At 34.9% G+C, this 25,222-nt stretch carries 14 protein-coding genes; 11 read left to right on the forward strand and 3 right to left on the reverse strand.

Annotated features, from left to right (window positions below; all coding sequences use genetic code 11):
- The first annotated feature begins 481 nt into the window (after positions 1-481).
- From Q0787_RS04360 to Q0787_RS04405, 10 genes are all read left to right on the forward strand, one after another.
- The gene (locus Q0787_RS04360; protein ID WP_298901022.1) at positions 482-1,879 is read left to right on the forward strand and encodes a sensor histidine kinase KdpD; all 1,398 of its coding nucleotides are present in this window, start codon (positions 482-484) and stop codon (positions 1,877-1,879) included.
- Between the two features lie 6 nt (positions 1,880-1,885).
- Positions 1,886-2,572 (forward strand): response regulator transcription factor, encoded by a 687-nt coding sequence (locus tag Q0787_RS04365; protein WP_298901024.1) that lies wholly within the window; start codon positions 1,886-1,888, stop codon positions 2,570-2,572.
- Between the two features lie 107 nt (positions 2,573-2,679).
- Positions 2,680-3,321, forward strand: coding sequence for a hypothetical protein (locus tag Q0787_RS04370; RefSeq protein ID WP_298901026.1), 642 nt, complete (start codon positions 2,680-2,682; stop codon positions 3,319-3,321).
- Positions 3,322-3,384: 63 nt separating this feature from the next.
- Positions 3,385-4,515, forward strand: a complete 1,131-nt coding sequence (locus tag Q0787_RS04375) for a CNNM domain-containing protein (RefSeq protein WP_298901027.1) — start codon at positions 3,385-3,387, stop codon at positions 4,513-4,515.
- Positions 4,516-4,517: 2 nt separating this feature from the next.
- Positions 4,518-4,991, forward strand: coding sequence for a methylated-DNA--[protein]-cysteine S-methyltransferase (locus Q0787_RS04380; RefSeq protein ID WP_298901028.1), 474 nt, complete (start codon positions 4,518-4,520; stop codon positions 4,989-4,991).
- Complete coding sequence (locus tag Q0787_RS04385) at positions 4,991-5,512, forward strand: DUF4442 domain-containing protein (protein ID WP_298901029.1); 522 nt, start codon at positions 4,991-4,993, stop codon at positions 5,510-5,512. The genes Q0787_RS04380 and Q0787_RS04385 overlap by 1 nt, the downstream gene beginning before the upstream one ends.
- A gap of 10 nt (positions 5,513-5,522) precedes the next feature.
- Complete coding sequence (locus Q0787_RS04390; RefSeq protein WP_298901030.1) at positions 5,523-6,683, forward strand: serine hydrolase; 1,161 nt, start codon at positions 5,523-5,525, stop codon at positions 6,681-6,683.
- A gap of 30 nt (positions 6,684-6,713) precedes the next feature.
- A complete protein-coding gene (locus Q0787_RS04395; RefSeq protein ID WP_298901031.1) occupies positions 6,714-8,903 on the forward strand; it encodes a S41 family peptidase in 2,190 nt (729 codons plus the stop codon).
- Between the two features lie 98 nt (positions 8,904-9,001).
- Complete coding sequence (locus Q0787_RS04400) at positions 9,002-11,233, forward strand: S41 family peptidase (protein WP_298901032.1); 2,232 nt, start codon at positions 9,002-9,004, stop codon at positions 11,231-11,233.
- A 29-nt stretch (positions 11,234-11,262) separates the two neighbouring features.
- Positions 11,263-11,976 (forward strand): 3'-5' exonuclease, encoded by a 714-nt coding sequence (locus Q0787_RS04405; protein WP_298901033.1) that lies wholly within the window; start codon positions 11,263-11,265, stop codon positions 11,974-11,976.
- Positions 11,977-11,981: 5 nt separating this feature from the next.
- Here the strand turns inward: Q0787_RS04405 and Q0787_RS04410 are convergent, their stop codons facing one another.
- The 3 genes from Q0787_RS04410 to Q0787_RS04420 form a co-directional block, all read right to left on the reverse strand.
- A complete protein-coding gene (locus tag Q0787_RS04410) occupies positions 11,982-15,878 on the reverse strand; it encodes a GEVED domain-containing protein (protein WP_298901034.1) in 3,897 nt (1,298 codons plus the stop codon).
- A gap of 136 nt (positions 15,879-16,014) precedes the next feature.
- Positions 16,015-20,727 (reverse strand): immunoglobulin-like domain-containing protein, encoded by a 4,713-nt coding sequence (locus Q0787_RS04415; protein ID WP_298901035.1) that lies wholly within the window; start codon positions 20,725-20,727, stop codon positions 16,015-16,017.
- 229 nt (positions 20,728-20,956) lie between these two features.
- Positions 20,957-23,179: a M43 family zinc metalloprotease gene (locus Q0787_RS04420; protein WP_298901036.1), complete on the reverse strand. Its 2,223-nt coding sequence runs from the start codon at positions 23,177-23,179 to the stop codon at positions 20,957-20,959.
- A gap of 167 nt (positions 23,180-23,346) precedes the next feature.
- Here Q0787_RS04420 and Q0787_RS04425 point away from each other — a divergent pair, with 167 nt between their 5' ends.
- Positions 23,347-25,038, forward strand: coding sequence for an ABC transporter ATP-binding protein (locus Q0787_RS04425; RefSeq protein ID WP_298901037.1), 1,692 nt, complete (start codon positions 23,347-23,349; stop codon positions 25,036-25,038).
- Positions 25,039-25,222: the final 184 nt, after the last annotated feature.

Genomic DNA, 25,222 nt, shown 5'->3' on the forward strand with positions numbered 1-25,222 from the left:
ATTTAATTATGCTACTAAATTCTAAAATAGGGAGTGTAAAATCAATACCCAATACAAGGTATTTCAAATATAAAGTTACAAAATAATCTAATCCCTTTCAAAACTCTAATGTTAACAGGAATTCTAAGATTTCTTTAAAATGCCCATTATTACTGACACTTAAACACTTACATAGGTTAATGCAAGGTTAACTTATTTGATTTTTATCATTTTTAAAAATCTTCAACCTAGATTTGTATCATCATCAATCATTAAAATCAAAACATCATGAGAACTTTAAAAAACGATTTAATTACAGAACGACATCAAGGAACGAAATCGCACAATTGGAATTCAAGACGACGTTACAGATCAATAAAGTAAAAACACATGAATTCATCAATCAAACAATCAACCACTATGATGAGCATAATGTCTTTTTAGACATTGTGCTCTCTTTTATTAAAGATGATTCTTAATTTTAAGCGAACAAAAACATTGCATGAAGAAAAAAATCAACCTGTTAATTAGTTTATCTATTCTTGGATTAATTGCCTTATCTATTATTCAAGGCTATTTAATTAACAACACCTATAAACTCAAAAAAGAAGCATTCATCACTGAAACTAGACAGTCTATTTCAAAAATTGATGACTTCTCTCCTGCTTTAGATTCGTTATCAGATATTTGGCAAGACAATTTTCTAAATACCATAGCAGATTATAAAGCCAGTACAGCCACCAAATCAGACATATTAGAAGGTCTTCAATCTATAATAGACTCTATAAATGAAACCTATCGTGTTGAATACCAAAAAGAGCTGGTTAAAAAAAACATCCCTTATGGTATAAAATTCCATAAAAAAATTAGAGCTATTATATTACAAGATTCGGTAAAAAATGATACCATTTTCAATTTTGATAAAACACCGAAGTCCATTGTTTTAGGCGATCCTATTTCAGATGAAGATGCCATAGGTGTTAGCTCCACGCTCTGGTCTACAGATCACACTTCTAACAGAGTTATTAACGGAGAAGACAAAGAAATCACCTTCTATTTAGTGTTTTTAACTCAAGATAAAATGGACATTGCAGGTTGGAAAAAAATCGTTTTCAAACAAATGGTTGGGTTACTTTTATTATCGCTTTTAATCTTTGCCGTGGTTATTGGGTTATTGTATTATTCGATTAAGAGTTTAATCACGCAGAAAAAAATTGCCGATATAAAAACCGATTTTGTAAACAACATCACACACGAACTAAAAACACCGCTAGCAACCTTAACTTTGGCAACTAAAATGCTAAAAAAAGAGGAGGTAAAACAGCAACCACAACTTGTTGATAATACTGTAAATACTATAAAACGTCAAAATAAACGCCTTCAAAAACTCATTGATCAAGTTTTAAATAATAGTTTGGGTTATAACGAAATACAGCTTCTCAAAGAGAAGGTTGAAATTAAGCCATATATCAATACTGTTTTGGACGACTTTCTATTATCGGTTAAAAACGAAGACGTCACAATAAATCGAACCTTTGAAGGATCGCATACAACTATTGATCTCGATAAATTTTATGTTACAACAGCCTTGTTAAATATTCTAGAAAATGCTGTAAAATATGCCAGTGATCATATTATAATTGATTGTATGGTTGACAGTAATCATGAGCTCAATATTTCAATAAAAGACAATGGTATTGGCATTTCGGATAAAGATAAAAAACAAGTATTTGAAAAGTTCTTTCGCGTTGGAAACAAAGAAATTCATAATGTTAAAGGTTTAGGTTTAGGCCTATACTATACCAATCAAATTATAAAAGCACATGATGGAAAAATCACTGTAGTTAGCAAAGAAGGTCATGGTTCAACATTTACATTAACAATTCCTTTTAACCAATAATAAGCTATGAAACATATTCTTTTAGCCGAAGATGATGTAGATTTCGGTCATATATTAAAACAATACTTAGAAATTTCTGGATACCAAATTACTTGGGCTAAAGATGGAAAAGAGGCGTTAGAACAGTTTAAAAATGGGCATTATAATATTTGTGTGTTTGATGTAATGATGCCAAAAATGGATGGTTTTACATTAGCCGAAAAAGTCATTGATATCAACCCCGAAACACCATTCATTTTCTTAACGGCTAGGAAGCTTAAAGAAGATAAAATAAAAGGGTTAAAGCTTGGAGCAGATGATTATATTGTAAAACCTTTTGAAGCAGATGAACTTGTATTAAGGCTTAACAACATTCTAAAACGTACTGAAAAAGCAGCGCTTCAATTGCCTCAAAAAGATATTGTTATTATAGGAACCTACACCTTTGATACCCATAGACTCGAATTGAGTTCTGGTGATTATAAAAAACAACTCACGCAAAAAGAAGCAGAATTGATTCTCTTTCTTTTCAATCACAAAAACCAACTCCTTAAACGTGAAGACATCCTTAAAGCTGTTTGGGAAAATGACGATTTTTTCTCAGGAAGGAGTATGGACGTATTTATAAGCAGATTACGCAAATACTTCAAACAAGATCCTTCAATTTCAATTGAGAGCATTAGAAATGTTGGTCTTGAGTTTAAAATAAGTTAATAGAGATTATGTTATTGGTTAACGCTAGGTTAACGCTTAATCTTTTCTTTTTTAAGCCATTACAGTCGTCTACATTTGTATCAAACAATCATTAAAAACGAACAGTTATGAATTTTTCAAAATCAAAAGACAGACAAAACAGTATTAGAATTATCGGCCTAAAAAAAGGATTATGCTTAGCATTTAGTTTTGCTTTGCTCTCGGTTAGTGGTTTAAACGCACAAACAACTCCAGAACCACCAACTCCACCAAAAACGACAACAACATCAGGAACATCATATTCTATTTCAATAGATAATGATGATGACGAAAAATCAAACAGTTCTATTTCAGTAAAAACAACAGATGACTATTATAAATTTAGAGCGAGCTTTCACAAATCTAAGAATGAAGCTGTAAAACAGATGCTAATCAAAACCTTAGGTAAAAGCAATTTAGATGTTAATGGTAATACTTATCTATGGACCAATAGTAAAACTGGTGATGAAGTTTTTGAATGTAAACTCACTAAAGGTCATTTAAGAATATCATTGGATACAGATGTCGCATCAAGTGCATTTACAGAAAAAATCACCAAACTAGGCCAAGAATTAAAGTATCTTATATCTGGTACTAGTAGAAAAGAAGACGAGGCAAGACAAGCCGAACGTGCTCGACGAGATTTAGAACGTGCACAAAGAGACTTAGATCGAGCAAAACGAGATCTTGAACGTGCAGAACGCAATGCAAAACGATCAAAAGGCAATTAAACCAATCAATCAAACGAATATTCTATAATATTCTATAAATTAGCCATTAAATAAATTTATTTAATGGCTTTACTTTTATTATACGCATTTGTTTCTATTTTCTTTTCCTTTTTATGTTCTATACTAGAAGCTGTATTGTTAAGCGTAACACCAACATTTATAAACGTTAAGAAAAAGGAGGGCAAAGCCTACGCAAGTGCCTTAGAAACTTTAAAAAAAGATGTTGACCGCCCTTTAATTGCTATCCTAACCTTAAACACCATTGCGCACACTGTAGGTGCTATTTTGGTAGGTGTACAAGCAAAGGTTGCCTATGTTGAATTATACGGCTCACAAACAAGACGTATTTTTGGTATAGAGTTTACCGAAGAGTTAATGGTTGGGGTTGTATCATCTATTATGACTATTTTAATTCTAGTTGCTTCGGAAATTATCCCAAAAACAATTGGAGCAACCTATTGGAAACAATTAGCAAATTTTACAACAAAGGCGTTAAAGTTCTTAATCATTCCATTGAAATACACTGGGATTCTTTGGATTTTACAACTTACAACAAAATTGATTGGAGGTAAAGGTCATCACGGAAGTGTTTTAAGTCGTGAAGATTTTCATGTCATGGCAGATATGGCTCATGAAGAAGGTGTTTTTCAAGAAAACGAAAGTAAGATTATTAAAAATCTATTAACCTTTAAGGAGGTGTTTGCTAAAGATGTAATGACGCCTAGAACTGTAATGAAAGCTGAGGATGAAAAGACCACTGTTGAAGATTTCTTTAATAAAAATATGAATTTACGTTTTTCAAGAATTCCTATATACTTAGACAACCCAGATAATATTAAAGGTTTGGTTTTAAAAGATGAAGTATTTAAAGAAATGGCTCTTGATAATGGTTCTAAAAAATTGTCTGAACTCAAACGAAATATCATCGTTGTTGAGCGCAATTTACCCATTCCAAAATTGTTCGAACAATTAGTAGAAAGTAGAAATCACATGGCACTAGTTGTTGATGAGTATGGTTCAGTTAGTGGATTGGTGACTATGGAAGATGTTATTGAAACCTTACTTGGTCTGGAGATTATGGACGAAAGTGATAATGTTTCTGATTTGCAACATATGGCACGAAAAAGTTGGGAAGCCAGAGCTAAAAAGCTAGGAATTCTAGACGATGCTAATTCTAAAAGCGAACATGAATAGGCATGGAAACCTGTATCATTAATTCTCCTCTAGGATTCACTAAAATTGTAGGTGATGAAGATGGTATAGCTCAAGTAACGGTTTTAAACTCCAAAGAAAAAGAAACAGATATCATTCCCACAATATTGGAAGATTGTGTCATTCAACTTAGAGACTATTTTGAAGGCTCTCGTACAACATTCGATTTAAAATTAAACCCTCAAGGCACCGAATTTCAAAAGTTAATATGGACGCTTCTTGAGGAAATTCCGTATGGGAAAACCATTTCATATCTACAGTTATCAAAACGTCTTGGTGATGTAAAAGCCATAAGAGCTGTAGCCAACGCTAATGGTAAAAATCCATTATGGATTATTGTACCATGCCATCGCGTTATAGGCAGTGATGGCAGTCTCACGGGCTATGCAGGTGGGTTACACAGAAAGCAATGGCTTTTAGAACATGAAAGCCCCTACAAACAACAATCTCTATTTTAATGTATAAAGTTGCAACACAATTTTTAGAACGTTTTTTTAAACCCGCAACGATTTATAAATATGGCTTTAATTGGTCTCCAATGTATAAGCGAACCACAGCAAAAGTTGTTGAAGTTAGTGACGATTTACATAAAGTTGTCATTTCGATGAAACCTAGTTGGAAAAACAGAAATTTTGTAGGAACCATCTTTGGTGGCAGTATGTTATCTGCAACCGACCCTATTTATATGATTCAATTGATGCAAATTCTAGGCGAAAATTATGTCGTTTGGGACAAATCTGTTGAAGCGCAATATAAAAAGCCCGCTAAAAGCCAGATTTTTGGTGAGTTTACTTTTTCTAAAGAAGAGATTGAAAATATCAAACAAGACATAGTTAACAAAAATCAAATCGACATTGTTAAAACCATGAATCTTGTTGATGCCAAACAAAATATAATTGCTACTTTTAAGAAAACACTATATATCGCAGATAAACGTTTTTATAAAGAAAAACTAAAGCAACGTCAGACAAAACATTAACTTGGTTACAATGAAATTTTTAAAAAAACTCCTCAAGGTCTTAGCTCTTTTATTCGGTTTAATTATTCTCGTGCTCTACATAACAGATACAGATTACCTCATAAAAGCTGTAAGAACAATCTATATGAAAGGACATACAACAGCCTTTTTAGAAGATTATAAAGAATTTGACAACCAGCCAATTAGCGCCTCAGATGCACCTAAGCCTTGGCCAAACCATAAAGATTATAACACTGTAACAACAACGCCTGAGCTTGAAAAAGTTAACCAAGACTGGGGAACCATTGCTTACCTCATTATTAAAAATGATAGTATCTGGTTTGAAAAATATTATGATGGCTTTAATGAAGATTCTAAATCGAACTCATTTTCAATGGCAAAAAGTTATGTTTCAGGCCTACTAGGAAAGGCCATAATGGAAGGTTATATAAAAAGTTTAGATCAACCTGTTTGTGATTTTCTTCCAGCTTTTTGCGAAGGAAAAGCCTCCAAAATGACCGTTGGGGATTTATCGTCAATGGCATCTGGAACCAATTGGGATGAGGCCTACTATTCTCCATTATCGATTACTACACGTGCTTATTTTGATGACGATCTTGCAAAAGTAATGAATGGATTAAAAGTAGTTGATGAGCCTGGACAAGGGTTTAAATATGCCAGTGGTGATACTCAAATGCTTGCTATGGTCATAGAAAAAGCAACAGGTAAAAAAATGTATGACTACTTTGAAGAAAGCTTTTGGAAACCTTTAGGCTCTGAAAATGCTACACTTTGGCAAGTAGATAGTGAAGATCATGACTTAGTAAAAGCCTACTGTTGTATTGCGAGTAACGCCAAAGACTTTGCGCGCTTTGGAAAACTCTATAAAGACCATGGAAAATGGAATGGAAAACAACTTTTAGACTCTGCATTTGTTGCAAAATCAGTCCAACCTCGTTTCCCTGAAAGTCCAGAGTATGGTTACGGTTGGTGGCTTCGCCAAATAGGAGATAAACACTTCTTTATGATGCGTGGTCATTTAGGTCAATACGTTTTTGTAGAGCCAAATGATAACATCATTATTGTAAGGTTAGGTCATGAAAAATCTCCAGATATTGGAACTAAAACTTTTACTGATGATATTGGGTTATACATTGAAGAAGGCTACAAAATGCTGAACTCAAAATCGTAATATTTCTTAATAAATTAAAACTAACCATCTATGAAAAAGTTACTCTTAATACTACCTGCCCTGTGCTTATGCGGTAACATATTTGCCCAGAGTAAATACAACTTAGATTTCGAAATACTCGAAAATGAAACTGCCAAAGGTTGGGCGTCTCCATTAGGAAATGATAATTATAAAATATCATATGATACATCTATACGTCAAAATGGTAAGGTATCTGCTTCAATAGAAAGTATTAATGAGGAAGGTGGATTTAGAGCTATATCGTATCGCATTCCTTCCCATTTTAGTGGAAAAAAAATTAAACTTACAGGTTATGTTAAGACAGAAAATGTTAGGGATGGCTGGGCTGGTTTATGGTTGCGTTTAGATCCAAAAATTGGATTTGATAATATGCAAGATAAAGGTATAACTGGAACAACAGACTGGAAAAAATATGAAATTGAATTAGATGATTTACCCAACGCCGAAACAATTGTATTCGGTGGTTTAATTTCTGGTAAAGGAAAAATGTGGTTCGATAATTTAGAGCTTACAATAGACGGAATACCTATTGACAAAGCACCTTTAAGAGAATTATCTAGTGCAGAAAAAGATGTTGAATTCAACAACGGATCAAATATCAATACTTTGGAACTAGACGATACACGTCTTGCTAATTTAGATCTGTTAGGACGGATTTGGGGGTTTTTAAAATACTACCATCCCAACATAGGAACTGGAGCTGTTAATTGGGATTATGAGCTATTTAGAGTATTACCTTCTTATCTAAATGCCGCTAATAATTCGGAACGAGACGCCATACTCTTATCATGGATAAATAAACAAGGTGATGTTAAACCTTGTAAGCCTTGTAAGGCCCTAGATAAAGATGCTCAAATGGTCCCAGATTTAGATTGGATCACCTCTTCTAACTTATCGAGTGCATTGGAGCAAAAATTAAATATGATTGAAAAAAACAGGTTTCAAGGAACACATTATTATGTTGGGAGTGGTCAGGTAGGTCAAGCTAATTTCACAAACGAAAAGTCTTATGTTAAAATTCCGTATTCAGATTTAGGATTCAGATTGTTAGCTGTTTATCGTTATTGGAATATGATTCAATATTATTTTCCGTACAAAAATGAAACCGATCAAAATTGGAATTCGGTTTTAAAAGAAATGATTTCTAAAACTATTAAGGCAGAAACAGAAACAGATTATCACCTTGCTCTTTTAGAAATGGTGGTAAAAATAGACGATAGTCATGGTGTCTTCTCAACGCCAAAAACTTGGGCCCATTTCGGGACAAAATTCCCCCCTTTTGAAATTCAAATTATCGACAATAAAGCTGTTGTATCCAAATTTTATGATACCAATTTAGCTGAAGAAAATGATATAAAAATTGGAGACGTTATTACCCATGTAAATGAGGTTCCTGTTTCAGAAATTTTGAAAACCAATAATAAATATATATTTGCATCTAATCCATCCGTAAAACGAAGAGGTGCCTTTTTTGTCTTGTTTAAAGGCGATAATTCATCTTGCAATGTCACTGTAGAAAGGCAAGGAACTACGACGTCTAAAAAAATAAAGAAATATTCGTATTCAAACTTTAACCGTCAACAATCTAAAGATAAGTGGAACATGTTAGACAACAACATCGGATATGTTCATATGGGGAACTTAACGCGTGGAGATGTCACTGAAATGATGACGGCATTTAAAGACACTAAAGCTATCATATTTGATATTAGAAACTATCCGCAAGGTACTTTGTATGAAATTGCACCATACTTAAACACCAAATCTGTTGATTTTGTAAAATTCACGAAACCAGATTTATCTTATCCCGGAGCATTTATTTGGGAGCCCAGTTATCAAGCAGGAGGAGGCAGTAAAGAAGATCTTTATAGAGGGCAAGTCATCTTGCTTGTAAATGAAACCACTCAAAGTCATGCAGAATTTACTGCGATGTGTTTGCAAATTGCAGAAAACGCGATAACTATTGGAAGCCAAACCTCTGGAGCAGATGGCAATGTTAGCAAATTCAATGTGGTTGGAGGCTACTCAACAATGATTACAGGGATAGGGATATTTTATCCCGACGGCAGAAAAACACAGCGCATAGGCATCGTTCCTGATATTGAAATAAGACCAACCATTAAAGGGATACAGCAAGGCAGAGATGAAGTATTAGATAAAGCACTAGAGGTAATTGACAGTAATCTGATTAAGGACTAAAACATTTAACCATTAGTCTTAATCTTTTGTTATTTAACAAATTCTTAGTTAGCCGTCTATCTATTTCTTTCTTTTTTTGATTTTAAAACCAATCAACAATGAAAAAATTAATACTTCCTCTATTTACCTTGTGTACTGTTTTCAGTTGTATTGCACAGAGTGATTTCAACTTAGATTTTGAAACTTTAGATGGCGACTCAGCCAAAGACTGGACGTCATTTGGTGATGGCAATTACAAAATAAGTTATAGCGATGTTATTGCTCAACACGGACGCATTTCGGGTGTTATTGAAAGCCTTCCTGACGAAAGTGGTTTTCGAGCATTATCTTATAAAATACCTGCTTCTTTTGGAGGTAAAAAAATAAAATTAACTGGATATCTTAAAACTGAAAATGTTAAAGGAGGTTGGGCAGGCTTATGGATGCGAATTGATCCAAATGTAGCATTCGATAATATGCGTGCTAAAAAACTTCAAGGCACGAATGACTGGGAAAAATATGAGATAGAACTCAAGCTAGATGATAATTCAGAAGAAATACGTATTGGAGGTATACTCGTAGGAACAGGAAAAATATGGGTTGATCACCTCGAAATCACTGTAGATGGTAAACCATTAAATCAAGCCCCTAAGAAAGCACTTTCAAAAGCGCGGATGGATAAAGAATTTGATACAGGTTCTAATATTTCTTTTCATGATTTAAACGAGGTTCAAATTAAAAATTTAGAATTAATAGGACGTGTTTGGGGTTTTCTAAAATATCATCATCCAGAAATTGCGAAAGGTAATTTCAATTGGGATTATGAATTGTTTAGAATCCTGCCAAAATACTTAAAAACCACATCCAACACTCAACGCGATAATGTATTAATTGCATGGATAGATAGTTTAGGCAAAGTAATGCCTTGTAAATCATGTAAAGCGGTAGATAAAGATGCTTTTTTAAAACCAGATTTAGATTGGATAAAAAGCAACGAAATATCGGTTGCACTAAGTGAAAAACTTCAGTATGTAAAAGAAAACAGACACCAAGGAACGCATTTTTACATAGGCATGGAATCCTATGTAGGGAATCCAAAATTTAAGAATGAAAAATCATATTCTGGAATGAAATATCCAGATGATGGTTTTAGATTGCTTTCGGTATTTAGGTACTGGAATATGATCAACTATTTCTTTCCATATCGACATTTAATGGATAAGGATTGGGACAGTTGTCTTGCCGAATATATTCCAAAGTTTATTGACGCGAAAAATGAACTTGAATATGAGTTAGCAGCCATTCAAATGATTGGAGATATTAAAGACACGCATGCCAATCTTTGGGGTGGTAATGATAAAATTCAGGAACAAAGAGGTGATTATTATGCACCTATTCATGTTAAATTTATTGAAGACAAACTTGTTGTTGACGCACTTTTTAATGATGAAAAGAGTAGGTCTTGTGGTTTAAAATTAGGAGATGTGATTACGCATATTAATAAAAAACCAATTACTGATATTGTTTTAGACATGAGCCCTTATTATCCGGCATCAAATCAGCCTACACGATTACGCGATATTAGTTTTGATATTTTACGCTCTACAAATAAAAAACTTGATTTAAAAATTGACCGTGGAAGTGACCATTTTGAAACTACGATAAATCTTCATCCTAAACGAAATATTAAAGGCCATTATAAATGGTATAAAAAACGTACTGAATCTAGCTTCAAAAAATTGAATAACAATATTGGTTATGTAACACTACAAAATATTAAAGAAAAAGATGTTGATTTACTCAAAGAAGCGTTTAAAGATACTAAAGGTATTATTGTAGATATTAGAAATTACCCTTCCACTTTTGTACCATTTACACTAGGAAATTATCTCAATTCTAATCGTACAAATTTTGTTAAATTTACATCTGGAAATATCGATAACCCAGGTGAATTTGTTTTTAGAGATGGTTCGAAGGTAGGTTTAAAAAGAGGTTGGTCATACAAAGGACAAAAAGTAATTGTTATAGTTAATGAAATATCTCAAAGCCAAGCCGAGTATACTGCGATGGCCTTTAGAGCTGGAGATAAAACAACCATTATTGGAAGCACTACAGCTGGTGCAGATGGCAATATCTCTCGAATTAACCTTCCTGGAGGATTGCAAACAATGATTTCTGGAATTGGCGTATATTATCCAGATGGAACAGAAACGCAGCGTATTGGGATTGTTCCAGATATTGAAGTAAAACCAACAATTGAGGGCATTAAACAAGGTCGTGATGAATTGCTAGAAAAAGCTATAGACCTCATCAACCAGTCAATTACAACAAACGAAACAATTAAAGACTAACGATGTATTTCTTTTAAACTGAAATGAGCATGATAACAAAATTAAACATAGAAAATATTCTATTTTTAGACATAGAAACAGTTCCTGAAACTGAGCATTTTTTAGAATTAGACGTCATCAAACAAGAGCTTTGGGATCACAAATCTAAGTATCAAAGACGCGATGAATTTACAGCTGAAGAATTTTATGAACGTGCTGGCATTTGGGCCGAGTTTGGAAAAATTATCTGTATATCTATTGGCTATTTTAAACATGAAGGAGACATTAGAAGATTTAGAGTCACGTCTCTCTATGGTGACGAATCTAAGATTCTTCAAGATTTTAAAAACCTATTATTAACGCATTTCAGTGGTCATAAGTTTTTACTTTGCGCACATAACGGAAAAGAGTTTGATTTCCCTTATATCGCCCGTCGTATGATTATTAATAATATAGAATTACCTAACAAGTTAAATCTCTTTGGAAAAAAACCTTGGGAAGTTCCGCATCTGGACACTTTGGAACTTTGGAAATTTGGAGACTATAAAACTTATACCTCATTAAAATTACTTACTCATGTTTTGGGAATTCCATCTCCTAAAGATGATATCGATGGCAGTGAAGTTTATAATGTCTATTATAAGCTCAAAGATATAGATCGCATCATTACCTACTGTGAGAAAGATACAATTGCAGTGGCACAAATTTTCTTGAGATTAAGAGGTGATGAGCTATTACATGATAATGACATTGTTCATGTCTAAACCATTTACTTAATTATTACTTTCTGAGTTTTGCTTTGAATATCACTACTTAAGTGCACCACATAAACACCTGAACTCATTGTAGAAATGTCTATAGTATGCATAGTTTGAGAATTACTTAAACTCACCTTCTCAATTAAACGGCCTTGTAAATCATAGATAGTTAATTTAGAATCCATAAGTAAAAGCCCTTTAACAATTAACTCTTTTGGACGCGTTGTTGTATACATTTCTAAATCATTTTCGTTGGGCGTATTAACACCTAAAGTCGCTTCATTAAAGTGTAAAAAGTAACGTCCAATGCTGGTTAAGTTTTCGGTGGGCGTAATGGTATAATTTGTCGTATTAAGTAATGTGAACGTATTAGATTGCGTGTCTTCAATATATACTTCAACATTTGAGGGTATTGTACTTTCTGAAATACTAATAGTGAATTGTTGTCCTTGTCCAACATGAACTCCTAACGGAATGACAGCATTTTCTAAGGCGTCAAATCCTAAAGATTGTATCGCCATATCAATACCAGTACTCTCTTCTAATAAATGTGAGTATAAAGCAAAACTTGAAGGTGCTTGTTCTCCATAAATACTAGAATCATAATTAAAGTCCATTCCGTTTGAGGCATTATCTGTAACATAAAAATCTGTTTTATAACGTCCTCCTGAGGTTAAATTTAATTCTAATTGTAAATGTGCAATATTGGAGTTTCTTCCTGGAATAAAATCGTCTGTATTACCAGTGATTCGCATAGTTGATGTAAAGTCGATTCGTCCATTATTAGTTGCAGAAGCCACTAAAAACCCTTGACCAGGTGTAATAATAGCATTCGGGTTCGCTTCAGAATAGGCCATGTTCCATATGGTCCATCCGTCAGATGCATTCCCATCATATCCATAAATCCCAGCGCTTTCAAAATCAAATTGCGAGTTATTTGCTGCAAGAAAATCAAACAATCTAATATAAGAAGGGTACGGGTTTCCAACTAAATTCCATTCTGGGTTTGTTGGTCCGTCATTTACTATTGGTACACTAACATCTCTAGTGTTTACTAATCCCGTAAAAGTAAAAGTGCTTGCATCTGTTGAAGCGGCTCGGTATCCAGTTCCTGCGTACATTGGTGCGGTTTCGACATCGCTATACAGTAGGTAAGTATCTGTTATTTTATCAAAAGGACCAAATAAGAATAATGTGTTCCCCGTATTACTTACAATATTGGCATTAGACATTCTAAAATCGAAAAATGACTCGCCAAAAACGGGTGGTGCAACAAGGTCATTTCCACCAACGCTAGCTGTGGTATTAACGTATCTTCTGTACATCACTTTTCCAACCACTAAATTAGCAACTATTAAACTAGCATATTCATTAGAGTCTGAGTCAAGAGTTACATTATCATTTGAAATTAGATTTCCGTTAACGGTTAGTGATTTAGATTTTTCAACAAATACATTTGCACCTCCTTCAACTCTTATATCATTAATTTGAATATCATCAGATATCGAATATGTTCCATCTAAGACAATAGCATTATCTGTTCCTGTTGTTGGTGATGGAGAGTAAGGTATCCAAGTGTTATTCGTGTAAATCAAATCATTAGATCCAACTAACTTAATCGAATAATCTTCAACTTCACCCCAAGTAAAATCCTCACAAGATGTCGGAACACCATTATATTTCATAGAAACACGCATTCTCGTGTCTGTTTCTGTTGCACTAGATGGGATAGTAAAGTTACCGCTAACGCTTGTATTCTGATTAGGGTTAATTGTGAATACTTCTTCTCCAGAATCTTCAAAATCACCATCATTATTAAAATCAATCCAAACAGCATAGGCCTCATTGTATATTGTTCCAGTCCAAGTTGGCGTCACAGTAATTGTATATTGAGTACCTTTTCTTAGAATCGTTGACATTGCTGTAAAATCTGAATAGAACTGGGCATCAGATGTGTTATCAATAGTATTTAATTGAACTCTGCTAATAAACTCGTCATTAACATTATTACTTTGAGAGTCACAATAGGTTTGTGCAGGGCCAGATAAAGTAAGTACACCAACTTCATTGCTATCCATAGAGGTATTGTTGGCTCCATCTTTAGCAATCACTTTAAAACTATAGAGTGTTTCAGGAGACAATCCGGTAGCCTGATAAGTTGTGGCTAAAACATCTTGAGCAATCAAACTAGCGCCTTGATAAATATCATAACCAACAGTAGCTATATTATCTGTAGAAGCCTCCCAATCTAAATCTACTGTTGTAGTTGTAGTGTTACTGGCCAATAAATTTAATGGTGTCGTTGGTGCCTGTGTATCCAGCTCTAATGTTGTTACATTAATTGTATTACTAGCGGCTGAGCTGTTATTTGCAGCATCTTTAGCAATAACATAAAAGGCATAGTTTGTATTATCCGTTAATCCAGACACCTGATGGGAAGTTATAGAGACTGTGGCAATTAAATTATTGTCTTGGTAAATTTCATATGCCGTAACTCCTATATTATCTGTAGCGGCAGTCCAGTTTAAGTCTAAGCTCGATTGTGTAACATTACTAGCTGTCAAATTTGTTGGAGCAGTTGGAGCTTCTGTATCAGGTAATGTTCCTGTGATTTCAATTGCAAATGTTTCTTGATAATACATACAGGTTCCAACGGAATAAGTTACGACATAGTTGCCGTTTGTAGATGCAGACAAATCAATAACACCTGTATTAGAATTAATAGATAATCCTGTTGTGCTTGCAAATGTTCCGCCAGTAAGACCAGATATGGTTGGTGAGGGGTTCGCATCACTAACATCATAAGAATTAGCAGCATAAGAAAAATTCGCGAAATCATTGTAATGAATGTCAATATAATCCAATACTACGGCAGCATATTCTTTTGCAAAAGGCACTAAAGTTTGAGGTCTTGTATCATACACATTCCCATTATATGTTCCGAGATCCCTTACCCGCCTATTAACTTCTGTCATAATACCATCTATATGACCGCCACCTCCAACATTACCTCCGCTACTACCTGTTCCATTTCCAGAACCGTGTCTTCGATTATTGTAGAAATCTCCATCAAAATAAGCATTAGAATGAGGCCTTGTATCATCACAACTCGTATTTCCATAGTCTGAATTACTAGGAACAGCTCTATATCCAGAGGTAACACCGCATCCTGGGTTGACATTTGCGTTGTAAAATACAGCTGGTTGATTTTGAAATAGCTCTCCCAAACTATTTACCCCTCTTATTAATTCTTCATGGGTATGACTATTTAAGTTATTCGATACTAGATTCTTAATCGTAGATCTATTAATATTTGTAGTGCTATTTAAATTGCCTGTATTTAATTGTGTAGCAGTGATATTATATCCTATTTCTATTCTTGGTATGGTATGACTTTGACCGTGTAAATCAATGTATAAACCTTTACCCCAATTTGCTTCAACAGAAGCACTGGCCTGATCAATAAAACTATGCCAAGCATTCCAATGGTCTAAAGCATCTGAATCACCACAAGTGGCTTCGTTTTGTTCGCGGTTAGGGTCAAGTTTTGATCTGTGTAAATTATTAATGATAACATGTGCATAGCATCCTGTTAGTGCAAATATTTCAGCTTGAATTTCACGAATTAAAATGTCCGTATTATCATCACGTTCGTTAGTACCACAACTTCTATCTGGTAATGTCGAATCATTATCTGGGTAGAAGGTTCCTCCTATTGTTTGTCCAGACAACTTCACTCCTCCATGAGGTGCAGAAATAATTATAGGCAAATTCCCAGGTATATATTCTATATATTCTCTAGTATCTCCATTGAATTGTTCATAGAATGTTGATACGCCCGGAGTTTGCGCATTTGCCTGAATAGCCATAAGCAAAACTGCGATCAAAAAACGAAACTGTGAATTCATATAGTTTTTAGGAATGTAATAGCATTAATATATACAAGGTATTGATAATCTCTTTATTAGACTCATATTTTTGTTGTATGTCACAAAAAAAAAGCCCAGATACGTGATCTGGACTTTTTAAAGTTAATTGGTATTTCTATTGTTTTATAAATCGTTTTGTTAATGTTTTATCTTCTAAGGTAAATATAATTTGATAGATGGCTCCATCAAGTTCACTTATATTAATAGCATCGTTTTTAACGATTCCTTTTCCAACAAGTTGCCCCACCATATTATAAATCTCATAGTTAAGGTTAGAGTAATCAGATTTCACGTTTAATAAATCGCCTTTAACCGGGTTAGGGTATAGTGTAATGTCTTTAACATTAGCTATATCTGGTCTTGACGTCTCTCCTTTAGATTGAGCAGTAATCAGTCTAACATTATCAATTGCAATATCTGCTTGCCAAGTACCACCCGTTACTCTATTGAAACGCAGTTGAACACTTCCTCCAGCATATGAAGACAAGCTAACATTAGCCGACTGCCAAGAATTTCCTAAGTTACCTGAGCTGTTCCAGATACTTACCCAACTTACACCATTATCATTACTAGCCTCTAAATTAATAGTTCCCATATCTGATGAACCAAATTGATGGTAATTAAAACTAAAACTCGCTGAAGCCTGTCCGCTTAAATCAAAACAAGGAGAGTTTAATATAGCTTGCTTTGTTGGGTAGCCTGTATTGTTACCAGAAGCCTCAACATAGATATAATAAGTTCCTTCATTTGCACTTGATGGTCCTGTACCATTCGATGGTGTTCCATTAGCATCAACAGTCCAGTTTAAATCGTCAGCCGATGACTGCGTCCATCCACCCAACGTGTTTTCAAATCCTTCGGAGTATGGGAATGACGTTATTCCTCCAGAACAACTCTCTACAACAACTTCACCTTCGATTAGGCTAACATCATCAATTGCTATATCTGCTTGCCATGTACTTCCTGTGAGCCTATTGAAACGCAATTGTACACTACCTCCTGTGTAGGCATTTAAACTAACATTTGCGGTTAACCATGAATTTCCTTGGTTTCCTGTACTATTCCAAATGGATGTCCAGCTCGCACCATCATCATCACTTATTTCTAAATCAATGCTTCCCATATCATTAGAACCAAACTGATGGTATTTGAAACTAAAAGTAGCTTCAGTCAATCCAGATAAATTAAAGCATGGCGAGTTCAAAATAGCACGTTTATTAGGATAACCTGTACCATTCCCAGATGCTTCAACATAAACATAGTATGTTCCTTGAGTTGCACTAGATGGACCTGTACCATTTGAAGGTGTTCCATTGGCATCAACAGTCCAGTTGATATCATCGGCCGTTGATTGCGTCCATCCTCCTAGCGTATTTTCAAAACCTTCAGAATAAGGGAATGTTGAAATCCCGCCAGAGCATCCAGATGATGGTTCGGACACATTCACAGTTCTAATAACTTGAGTTGCGGCATTTCCTGCAGCATCATTAACATTATAAGTCACGACATAACTACCTGCGGTATTCGTGTCAACGGTAGCTCCTCCAATAACAATATTTGCCGAAATATCGCCATCAATATTATCGGTTGCTGTAGCTCCTTGCTCGTTATAAGTGTCACCAACGGTTAGATTAATTGTTGCAGCTCCTATTAAAGTAATTACCGGAGCTGTTGTATCTGCAGTAACATTAACAGTTCTTATAACCTGAGCGGCAGCATTTCCTGCAGCATCACTAACATTATATGTTACAACGTAAGTTCCCGCATTATTTGTATCTACGGCATCTCCTGCAATTACAATATTTGCTGAAATATCGCCGTCTATATTGTCTGACGCAGTAGCACCTTGTTCGTTATAGGTGTCGCCAACATTTAAATTAATTGTTGCGGCTCCTATTAAAGTAATTACCGGAGCTGTAGAATCTGGATTTACAGTAACTGTTCGTATTACTTCTGTAGCATCATTTCCTGCAGCATCACTTACATTATAAGTTATAACATACGTTCCTACTGCATTAGTGTCTACAGTATCACCACCAACGACAATACTAGAGGTTAAATCTCCATCGACATTATCCGAAGCCGTAGCACCTTGATCAGAATACGAATCTCCCAACTCTAGGTTAATTGTTGACGCTCCATTTAAAGTAATAACAGGAGCTTCAGTATCTGGTCCAGACCCTTGAATTATAACTGTATAATCTTCAACTTCCCCATATGTAAATGTTGTTTCACATGCATCAGGGATATCGTTGTACTTCATAGATACTCTCATTCGAGTAGAGTTTTCTACAGCACCAGCTGGTATTGTGAAACTTCCGCTAACAGGTGTTGTTTGCGTAGGTGCTTGAGAGAATACTTGCTCTCCAGCATCTGAAAAATCTCCATCTCTATTATAGTCAATCCATACTGAATATCCTTCATTATATAAAGTCCCTGTCCATGTTGGCGTAATAGAAATTGTATATTGAGTTCCCTTCGTTAGTGTTGTTGATATACTTGTGAAATCAGAGTAAAATTGGGCACCAGAAGCATTATCAATTGTATTTAATTGTACTCTACTAATAAATTCATCATTCACATTGGTACTTGCCGAATCACAATAATTCAATTGTACATCTGTAGTTGTGAAATTCACTGAAGCACTATAAGCAGAATTACTTCCACCAGAGCATTTGCTTCTTACTTGAGCTTCATATTGTGTAAGCGCTGTAAGCCCAGAAATATTTGACGAGATTCCAGTCACAGCAGTTGTTGTCCATGTCGATGTTCCAGTTTGACGATATCTCAAATCATAAGTTGCTCCTGGCACTGCATTCCAACTTAAAGTTGCAGTCGTTGTAGCCACATTAGAGGCCGCAAGACCAGTAGGAATATCTGCATTACAAACCACTTGACCAGCAATAGTAAAGTTAGAATTCGAAATATCAAAGAAAATATTGTTTGCTCCTCTTACCATTACTCTATTTTGATTTCCTTGATTATTTGGAACTAAAATATCGTGTGAGCCATCATTAGGAACACCAGATGCTAATGCTATTGGGTATGTGTCTCCGCCGTCTGTAGATAGGAATATATCAACATTTGCTGCATTAACACCATTTCCAGTAGTTCCAGCAACATTCCAAGTAACCGTTTGCGTTGTTCCCGCATTCCAGGTAACATTTGTATTCGGAGAGTTAACAACAAATGGGCCAGCGGTACCATTTACAGTGACAACCATATCGTCACTATTATTGGTTCCACCACCAGCTTGGTTGTCTCTAACTGTCAATCTAAAATTTAAGTTTCGAGCAACATTCGGAACAGCTTCCCATTGCCAAGAAGTTGCTCCTGTTTTGATTGTTGACAATCTTGGGAAATATCTTTTTGTATCAGTAGTTGGGTTAAAAGATCGAAATGCCACACCTGACGTTGCATTAACGCTTGGGTTCGTTGTAGAGGCATTATTCTCATCCATTTGTTCCCAGCAATATGTTAATACATCACCAGCATCCGCATCGGTTGCAGAGCCATCTAAAACAAATGCAGTTCCTCTTGGAATCGTATAATTTGAACCCGCATTAACAGTTGGTACGGCGTTACCTGTATTTGTATTTGTTTGACAACTCGTGGTTTTTATATAATCTGTAATCTGTTCTATAGAAGCTGCGTGAAAATAAGGATCACTATTAGATTGAACATCAGTAGCTCCTGTAATACCTGCATACCCCATTATTGTAGATCCACTTCCAGGTTCCATTTGTACGTTAGTTCCTTCGTTTCCGCCATGCGTCCATGTATGATTTCCTCCAAACTGATGTCCCAATTCATGCGCTACATAATCTACATCGAATGGATCGCCTTCAGGTACTGTATGAGAAGTCCATCCACTTCCTTTTTGTCCATTAACACAAACGCAACCAATACATCCTGCATTACCATTATTTTGAAGGTTTGCAAATAAGTGACCAACATCATAGTTAGCTTCGCCTATTACGTTAGTTAAAGTAGATTGTAATTGACCATTGTAACCGCCTGTAGAGTTTCCGTAGGGATCTGATCCTGAATTTGTATAAATGACATCATCAGTATTACCTATAAGTATCATCGTTACATTAAAATCACTTTCGTAAATACCGTTTACTCTTGTCATTGTAGCATTAATTGCCGCAAGAGCCAATGCTTTTGTTCCTCCATGATAGTTGGTATATTCCCCTGTTGCGGATACTGCCAATCTATACGTTCTTAAAATGGAGTCATCGGCATTTCTCATGGCGCTATCATCTCCTACATTTAAACGTTTATTCATACTCTCTGTAACTTCACATTCAAAATCATCATTAAAGTTGATTTTATCTGCTCTTTTAAATGCAGTATAGTGAGACGCATTATCTGTTAAAGCTTCAATAAATGTGGCAGGCATATAAGCCGATAGCCTCATACTTTGAAAACCTTTAGGCGAGATACTAAATCTAATAATTGCAGTTGGATCGTCAACACCTTGTCCTACATACGATCTAATATCTGGATATCTAGCTTGTAGTTCTGGGCTAAATATAGAAGCTTCAGCAACTTTAAAGCGTTCTAGTTTACCTTGATCATTTGGAAAAGATAAAATTATACCAGAAGAATTGTTATGAAGTGCTTCTCTTTGAGGTGCATTAACCAACGCCTGTTTTAAGGCTTCGATATTCAAAGTAAACGTTTGCGTTTTTGGCAAATTTAATTTACTTGATTTAATAGTTCTTGAATTGTCAATTGATTCTTTTTGCCAAAACGTCTTGTTCTGTGACATCGCAAAATTAAAACTCATTATGAAAATGAGGATCCCTAATTTAAGTTTCATCTGTGAAGTGTTTTTAATGATTAATAGCTTAAAATTTTCTATAAACTCCATTGAAGTTAATTATAATTTACTGTAATCTCCATATCAAAATCCTTAAAATTCTCAATTATATGCAAGATTTGTGGTTTTTCCGTAATTGCTTTTCAGATTAGTCCTACAAACAAAATATAGAATAAAAAAAAGTCCAGATTTACATCTGGACTTTTAGCATTAAGTAAACGGTTAGTGTTTATTGCTTAATGAATTTTTTAGTCATTGTTTCTTCTCCGTCGTTAACTTCAATGAAGTACATTCCAGATTTCAAACTAGACACGTTGATTTCTTTTACAGAATCTCCTTTCATCATCGTTTGTCCTAACATATTTAAAATTCTATATGTTGCATTTTCATTATTAGATAACTTAACAAATAATGTGTTTCCTTTTACAGGGTTAGGATAAATAATGAAATCTTCTTCAGACATAAATGAATTATCTGGTCTGTGATCGGTTCCAAGTGCTCTAATAGTATCTACTCTACCCGAACCATTGATACCTCTAATAGTTACTTGATCTATATAAACCTGATCTGCGTTAGCTGATGCATCACACTGGAATCTAAATCTAGAATTTGATGCAAAGTTAACATCAGATGCGTTTAATGTCACTGTAGCCGTATAGAATGTATTGTTATTAAAGTTTGTTCCACTAGCATATGATGCTACTGTACTATAAGACGATCCATTGTAGTAACGTAACCAGAAATCTTCTCCAGTTTCCATACTGTTTGCGTAGAAATAGAATTCAACTTCTACTTGATCATAAGGTGTTAAATCAAAAGCTGAAGATGTCATTGCTGAAGCCGTTCCTGAGTTGTCTCTTAATCTAATTGAGTAGTTACCTTCATAAGAATTTGAACCACTATATCTGAAGCAATCACTTCCGCCATCAGACCATCCATCCCATCCAGACTCGAAGTATCCTTCGCTTAAGACAGTTGTTCCTGGTGTTGAACAAGGTGCACAAGATGAACCTCCACAGTCTACTCCTGTTTCGTCTCCATTTTGAATTCCATCAGTACATGTTGGTGCAGGTGCTCCTCCTAAACAGAAATCTGTGGCTTGAGAACTTGTAAATGATCCTCCTGATGCTAATACACCTGACGAACCTGTAAGGCTATAAGATCCATTTCCGTAAGAACAGCAGATACCATCACCATAAACATCTGTAATTGTAAATGTATAGCATCCATCTGGTAAACATAAATCTTCAGTATATGTAGAACCATCTGCTTGGCTACCATATGTTCCTCCAGATGCTACTGTTTGACCACCACTATTAGTAAGCGTCCAAGCTGTTTCTTCCGGATAGTTATCGAAAGTAATTGATAAATTAACTTCATTATCAGAACAAGCTGTTTGACAAGGTGCACAAGATGAACCTCCACAATCTATTCCTGTTTCATCTCCATTCTGGATACCATCTGTACATGTTGGTGTTGGTGCTCCACCACCACATTTGTCAGATAATGCCAAACTTCTTCTTACCCCTCCTGCCTCTAAAACAGCACGCATTCTGTCTTTTTGACCTTGCGTAAATAGGTTCATACATGAATCATTAGTATAATCCATATAATTTTGTACCATATCTGTAGATCCACAAGATACTTGACCTACAGGACATCCTCCATTTGATGTTTGATGCGTTGGTGTATCTGCAACAAAATCGTTTCCACAATTAGAATCTCCCCAAATATGACGTAAATTAAAGTAGTGGCCAACTTCATGCGTCGTTGTACGTCCACCGTCAAAAGGAGCTGTAACGTTTCCTACTCTTCCAAAATAGTTATAAGCCATAACAACCCCATCAGTTGATGCATTCCCACCTGGAAATTGTGCATAACCTAAAATTGTTCGTCCACCGCTTGTCATTTTTGGTACTATCCACATATTTAAATATTCGCTTGTATTCCAAGGATCAACACCTCCAGATGATGATCTTTTCATATCATCACTAGTTCCCCAATCTTGTCTAGTAGTGGATTTTCTGGTAATACCTGTTGTTGCATTACCATTTGGATCTACCGTCACTAAACAAAACTCAATTTCCGTATCTGCGGCTTGAGACCAAGTATTATCAGCATCAGGGTTAGTACGTCTAAAATCTTCATTTAATACATCTAATTGAGATTGAATTTGAGCCACGCTGATGTTTTCAGTGCTATTACGATATAAAACATGTACTACCACCGGAATAGTAATGATGCTTCCATCAACCCTATTCATTTGCATTTCTTGAACTTTATTCTGTGTAAAGGTTTCAATTTCCTGCATTCGAGCCTCAAGACTAGGATCTTGCTGTTTTCTAAGTTCTAGATTTTCCATCGCTCCACAATTTCGTTCAAGAATGTCTTGAGCAAAAACGGAACACATTGATAGAAAGCACAATAGTGTAAGAGTAATTGTTTTTTTCATGTTAATTGTTTAAAAAATTAGTGTTTATTTTGAATTTTCGCTCGTGAAAGTATTAAAATTTTGTTAATATCAAAATTTAACGATAACGTTTTCGTTGAAGCGCAACCATATATTTTTTGGTTACGGTTTTTCCGTAAATTAGTACCAGAAAATGACTACATTTACCTATGGAGAATCCTAAATTACTTGATATAAAGAATTTGTCTGTTTCTTTTTTTTCTGAAGGCACAGAGAACAAAATAATTCACAATATCTCTTATCAATTATATCCAAATGAAATTTTAGGAATTGTAGGAGAGTCTGGTTCTGGAAAATCTGTATCATCCATGGCTATTTTAGGTTTACTACCAAAGACCATTTCAAAAATAACTCAAGGTAGTATTGAATTTAATGGTCGTAACTTAACAACCTTAAGCCAGAAGGCACTGCAACACATAAGAGGAAAAGAGATTGCGATGATCTTTCAAGAACCAATGAGTTCTCTAAACCCTTCTATGACGTGTGGAAAACAAGTTCTTGAAATACTGCTTCAACATACAAGCCTATCAAAATCTGAAGCCACAGCAGAAACATTATCGCTTTTTGAAAAAGTAAAGTTACCCTTAGCTAAGCGTGTTTATGGTGCTTATCCTCATGAAATTTCGGGTGGACAAAAACAGCGCGTTATGATAGCCATGGCTATTGCTTGTAAACCCAAGATCTTAATTGCCGATGAGCCTACAACAGCATTAGATGTTACGGTACAAAAAGACATTATAACGCTTCTCAAACAACTTCAGAAAGAAGAGCAAATGAGTATTATTTTTATTTCTCACGATTTGTCCTTGGTTTCGGAAATTGCAGATCGTATTGCTGTTATGTATAAAGGTGATATTGTAGAACAAGGTACAGTCTCGCAAATTTTTAAATCTCCAAAGGAATTATATACTAAAGCCTTGATTAATTCGAGGCCCTCTATGGACGACAGGTTAAAACAACTACCAACAATTGATGATTTCATGAATGATTCGCAAAATTCTGAAATTATAACTTCGGAGGAAAGAGCTCAAAATCATAAAAAGATTTACAGTAGACCTCCTCTTTTGGAAGTTATTAATCTTGAAAAAGAGTTCCTTTCAAAATCAGGTTGGTTTTCAAAACCAAGTGTATTTAAAGCAGTTAACCAAGTATCTTTTAAGTTATATAAAGGAGAAACGCTAGGCCTAGTTGGTGAATCTGGATGTGGAAAATCTACACTTTCAAATGCTATTTTACAGTTGAATCCAGCGACAGCTGGATCCATTATCTATAAAGGTAACGACATTACGACGCTTTCAGAGTCGAAGATGCGACAGCTTCGAAAAGATATTCAAATTATATTTCAAGATCCTTATGCATCACTAAATCCTAGGCTTACTGTGGGTAATGCTATCATGGAGCCTATGAAAGTTCATGATATTGGAAGCAATGATAACGATAGAAAAGCTAAGGTTCTAGAATTACTTTTGAAAGTAGGGTTAGATGATAGTTATTTTAATCGCTATCCACATGAATTTTCAGGCGGGCAACGACAGCGTATTGGTATTGCTAGAGCTATAGCCTTAGAACCTCAGCTCATTATTTGTGACGAGTCTGTTTCTGCACTAGATATTTCTGTTCAGGCGCAAGTACTAAACTTATTAAATACGTTAAAGCAAAATTATGGGTTCACCTATATTTTTATATCTCATGATTTAGCAGTGGTTAAATACATGTCAGATCAACTAGTGGTTATGAATAAAGGTGAAATTGAGGAAATGGATGATGCCGATATTATTTATAGCAATCCAAAAAAGGAATACACTAAAAAACTTATTCATGCTATCCCGAAAGGATTATAGCATGAATATTTTTTTAGTTAGGGTTAAGATGTTTTTGAGCAATCTTAGAGTGTTTTGAAAACCAGCTGTAAACTTGTTTTCAGTAGGTGTAGGTTTTGGTAGATTTGGGGCAAAAAAGTTCATTCAGTTAAAATTTATGATAGATTTGGGGCAAATCATAAATATTGGTTAATTGTAAATTTGG

This window comes from uncultured Psychroserpens sp. (assembly GCF_947492715.1).
Classification (GTDB): Bacteria; Bacteroidota; Bacteroidia; order Flavobacteriales; family Flavobacteriaceae; genus Psychroserpens.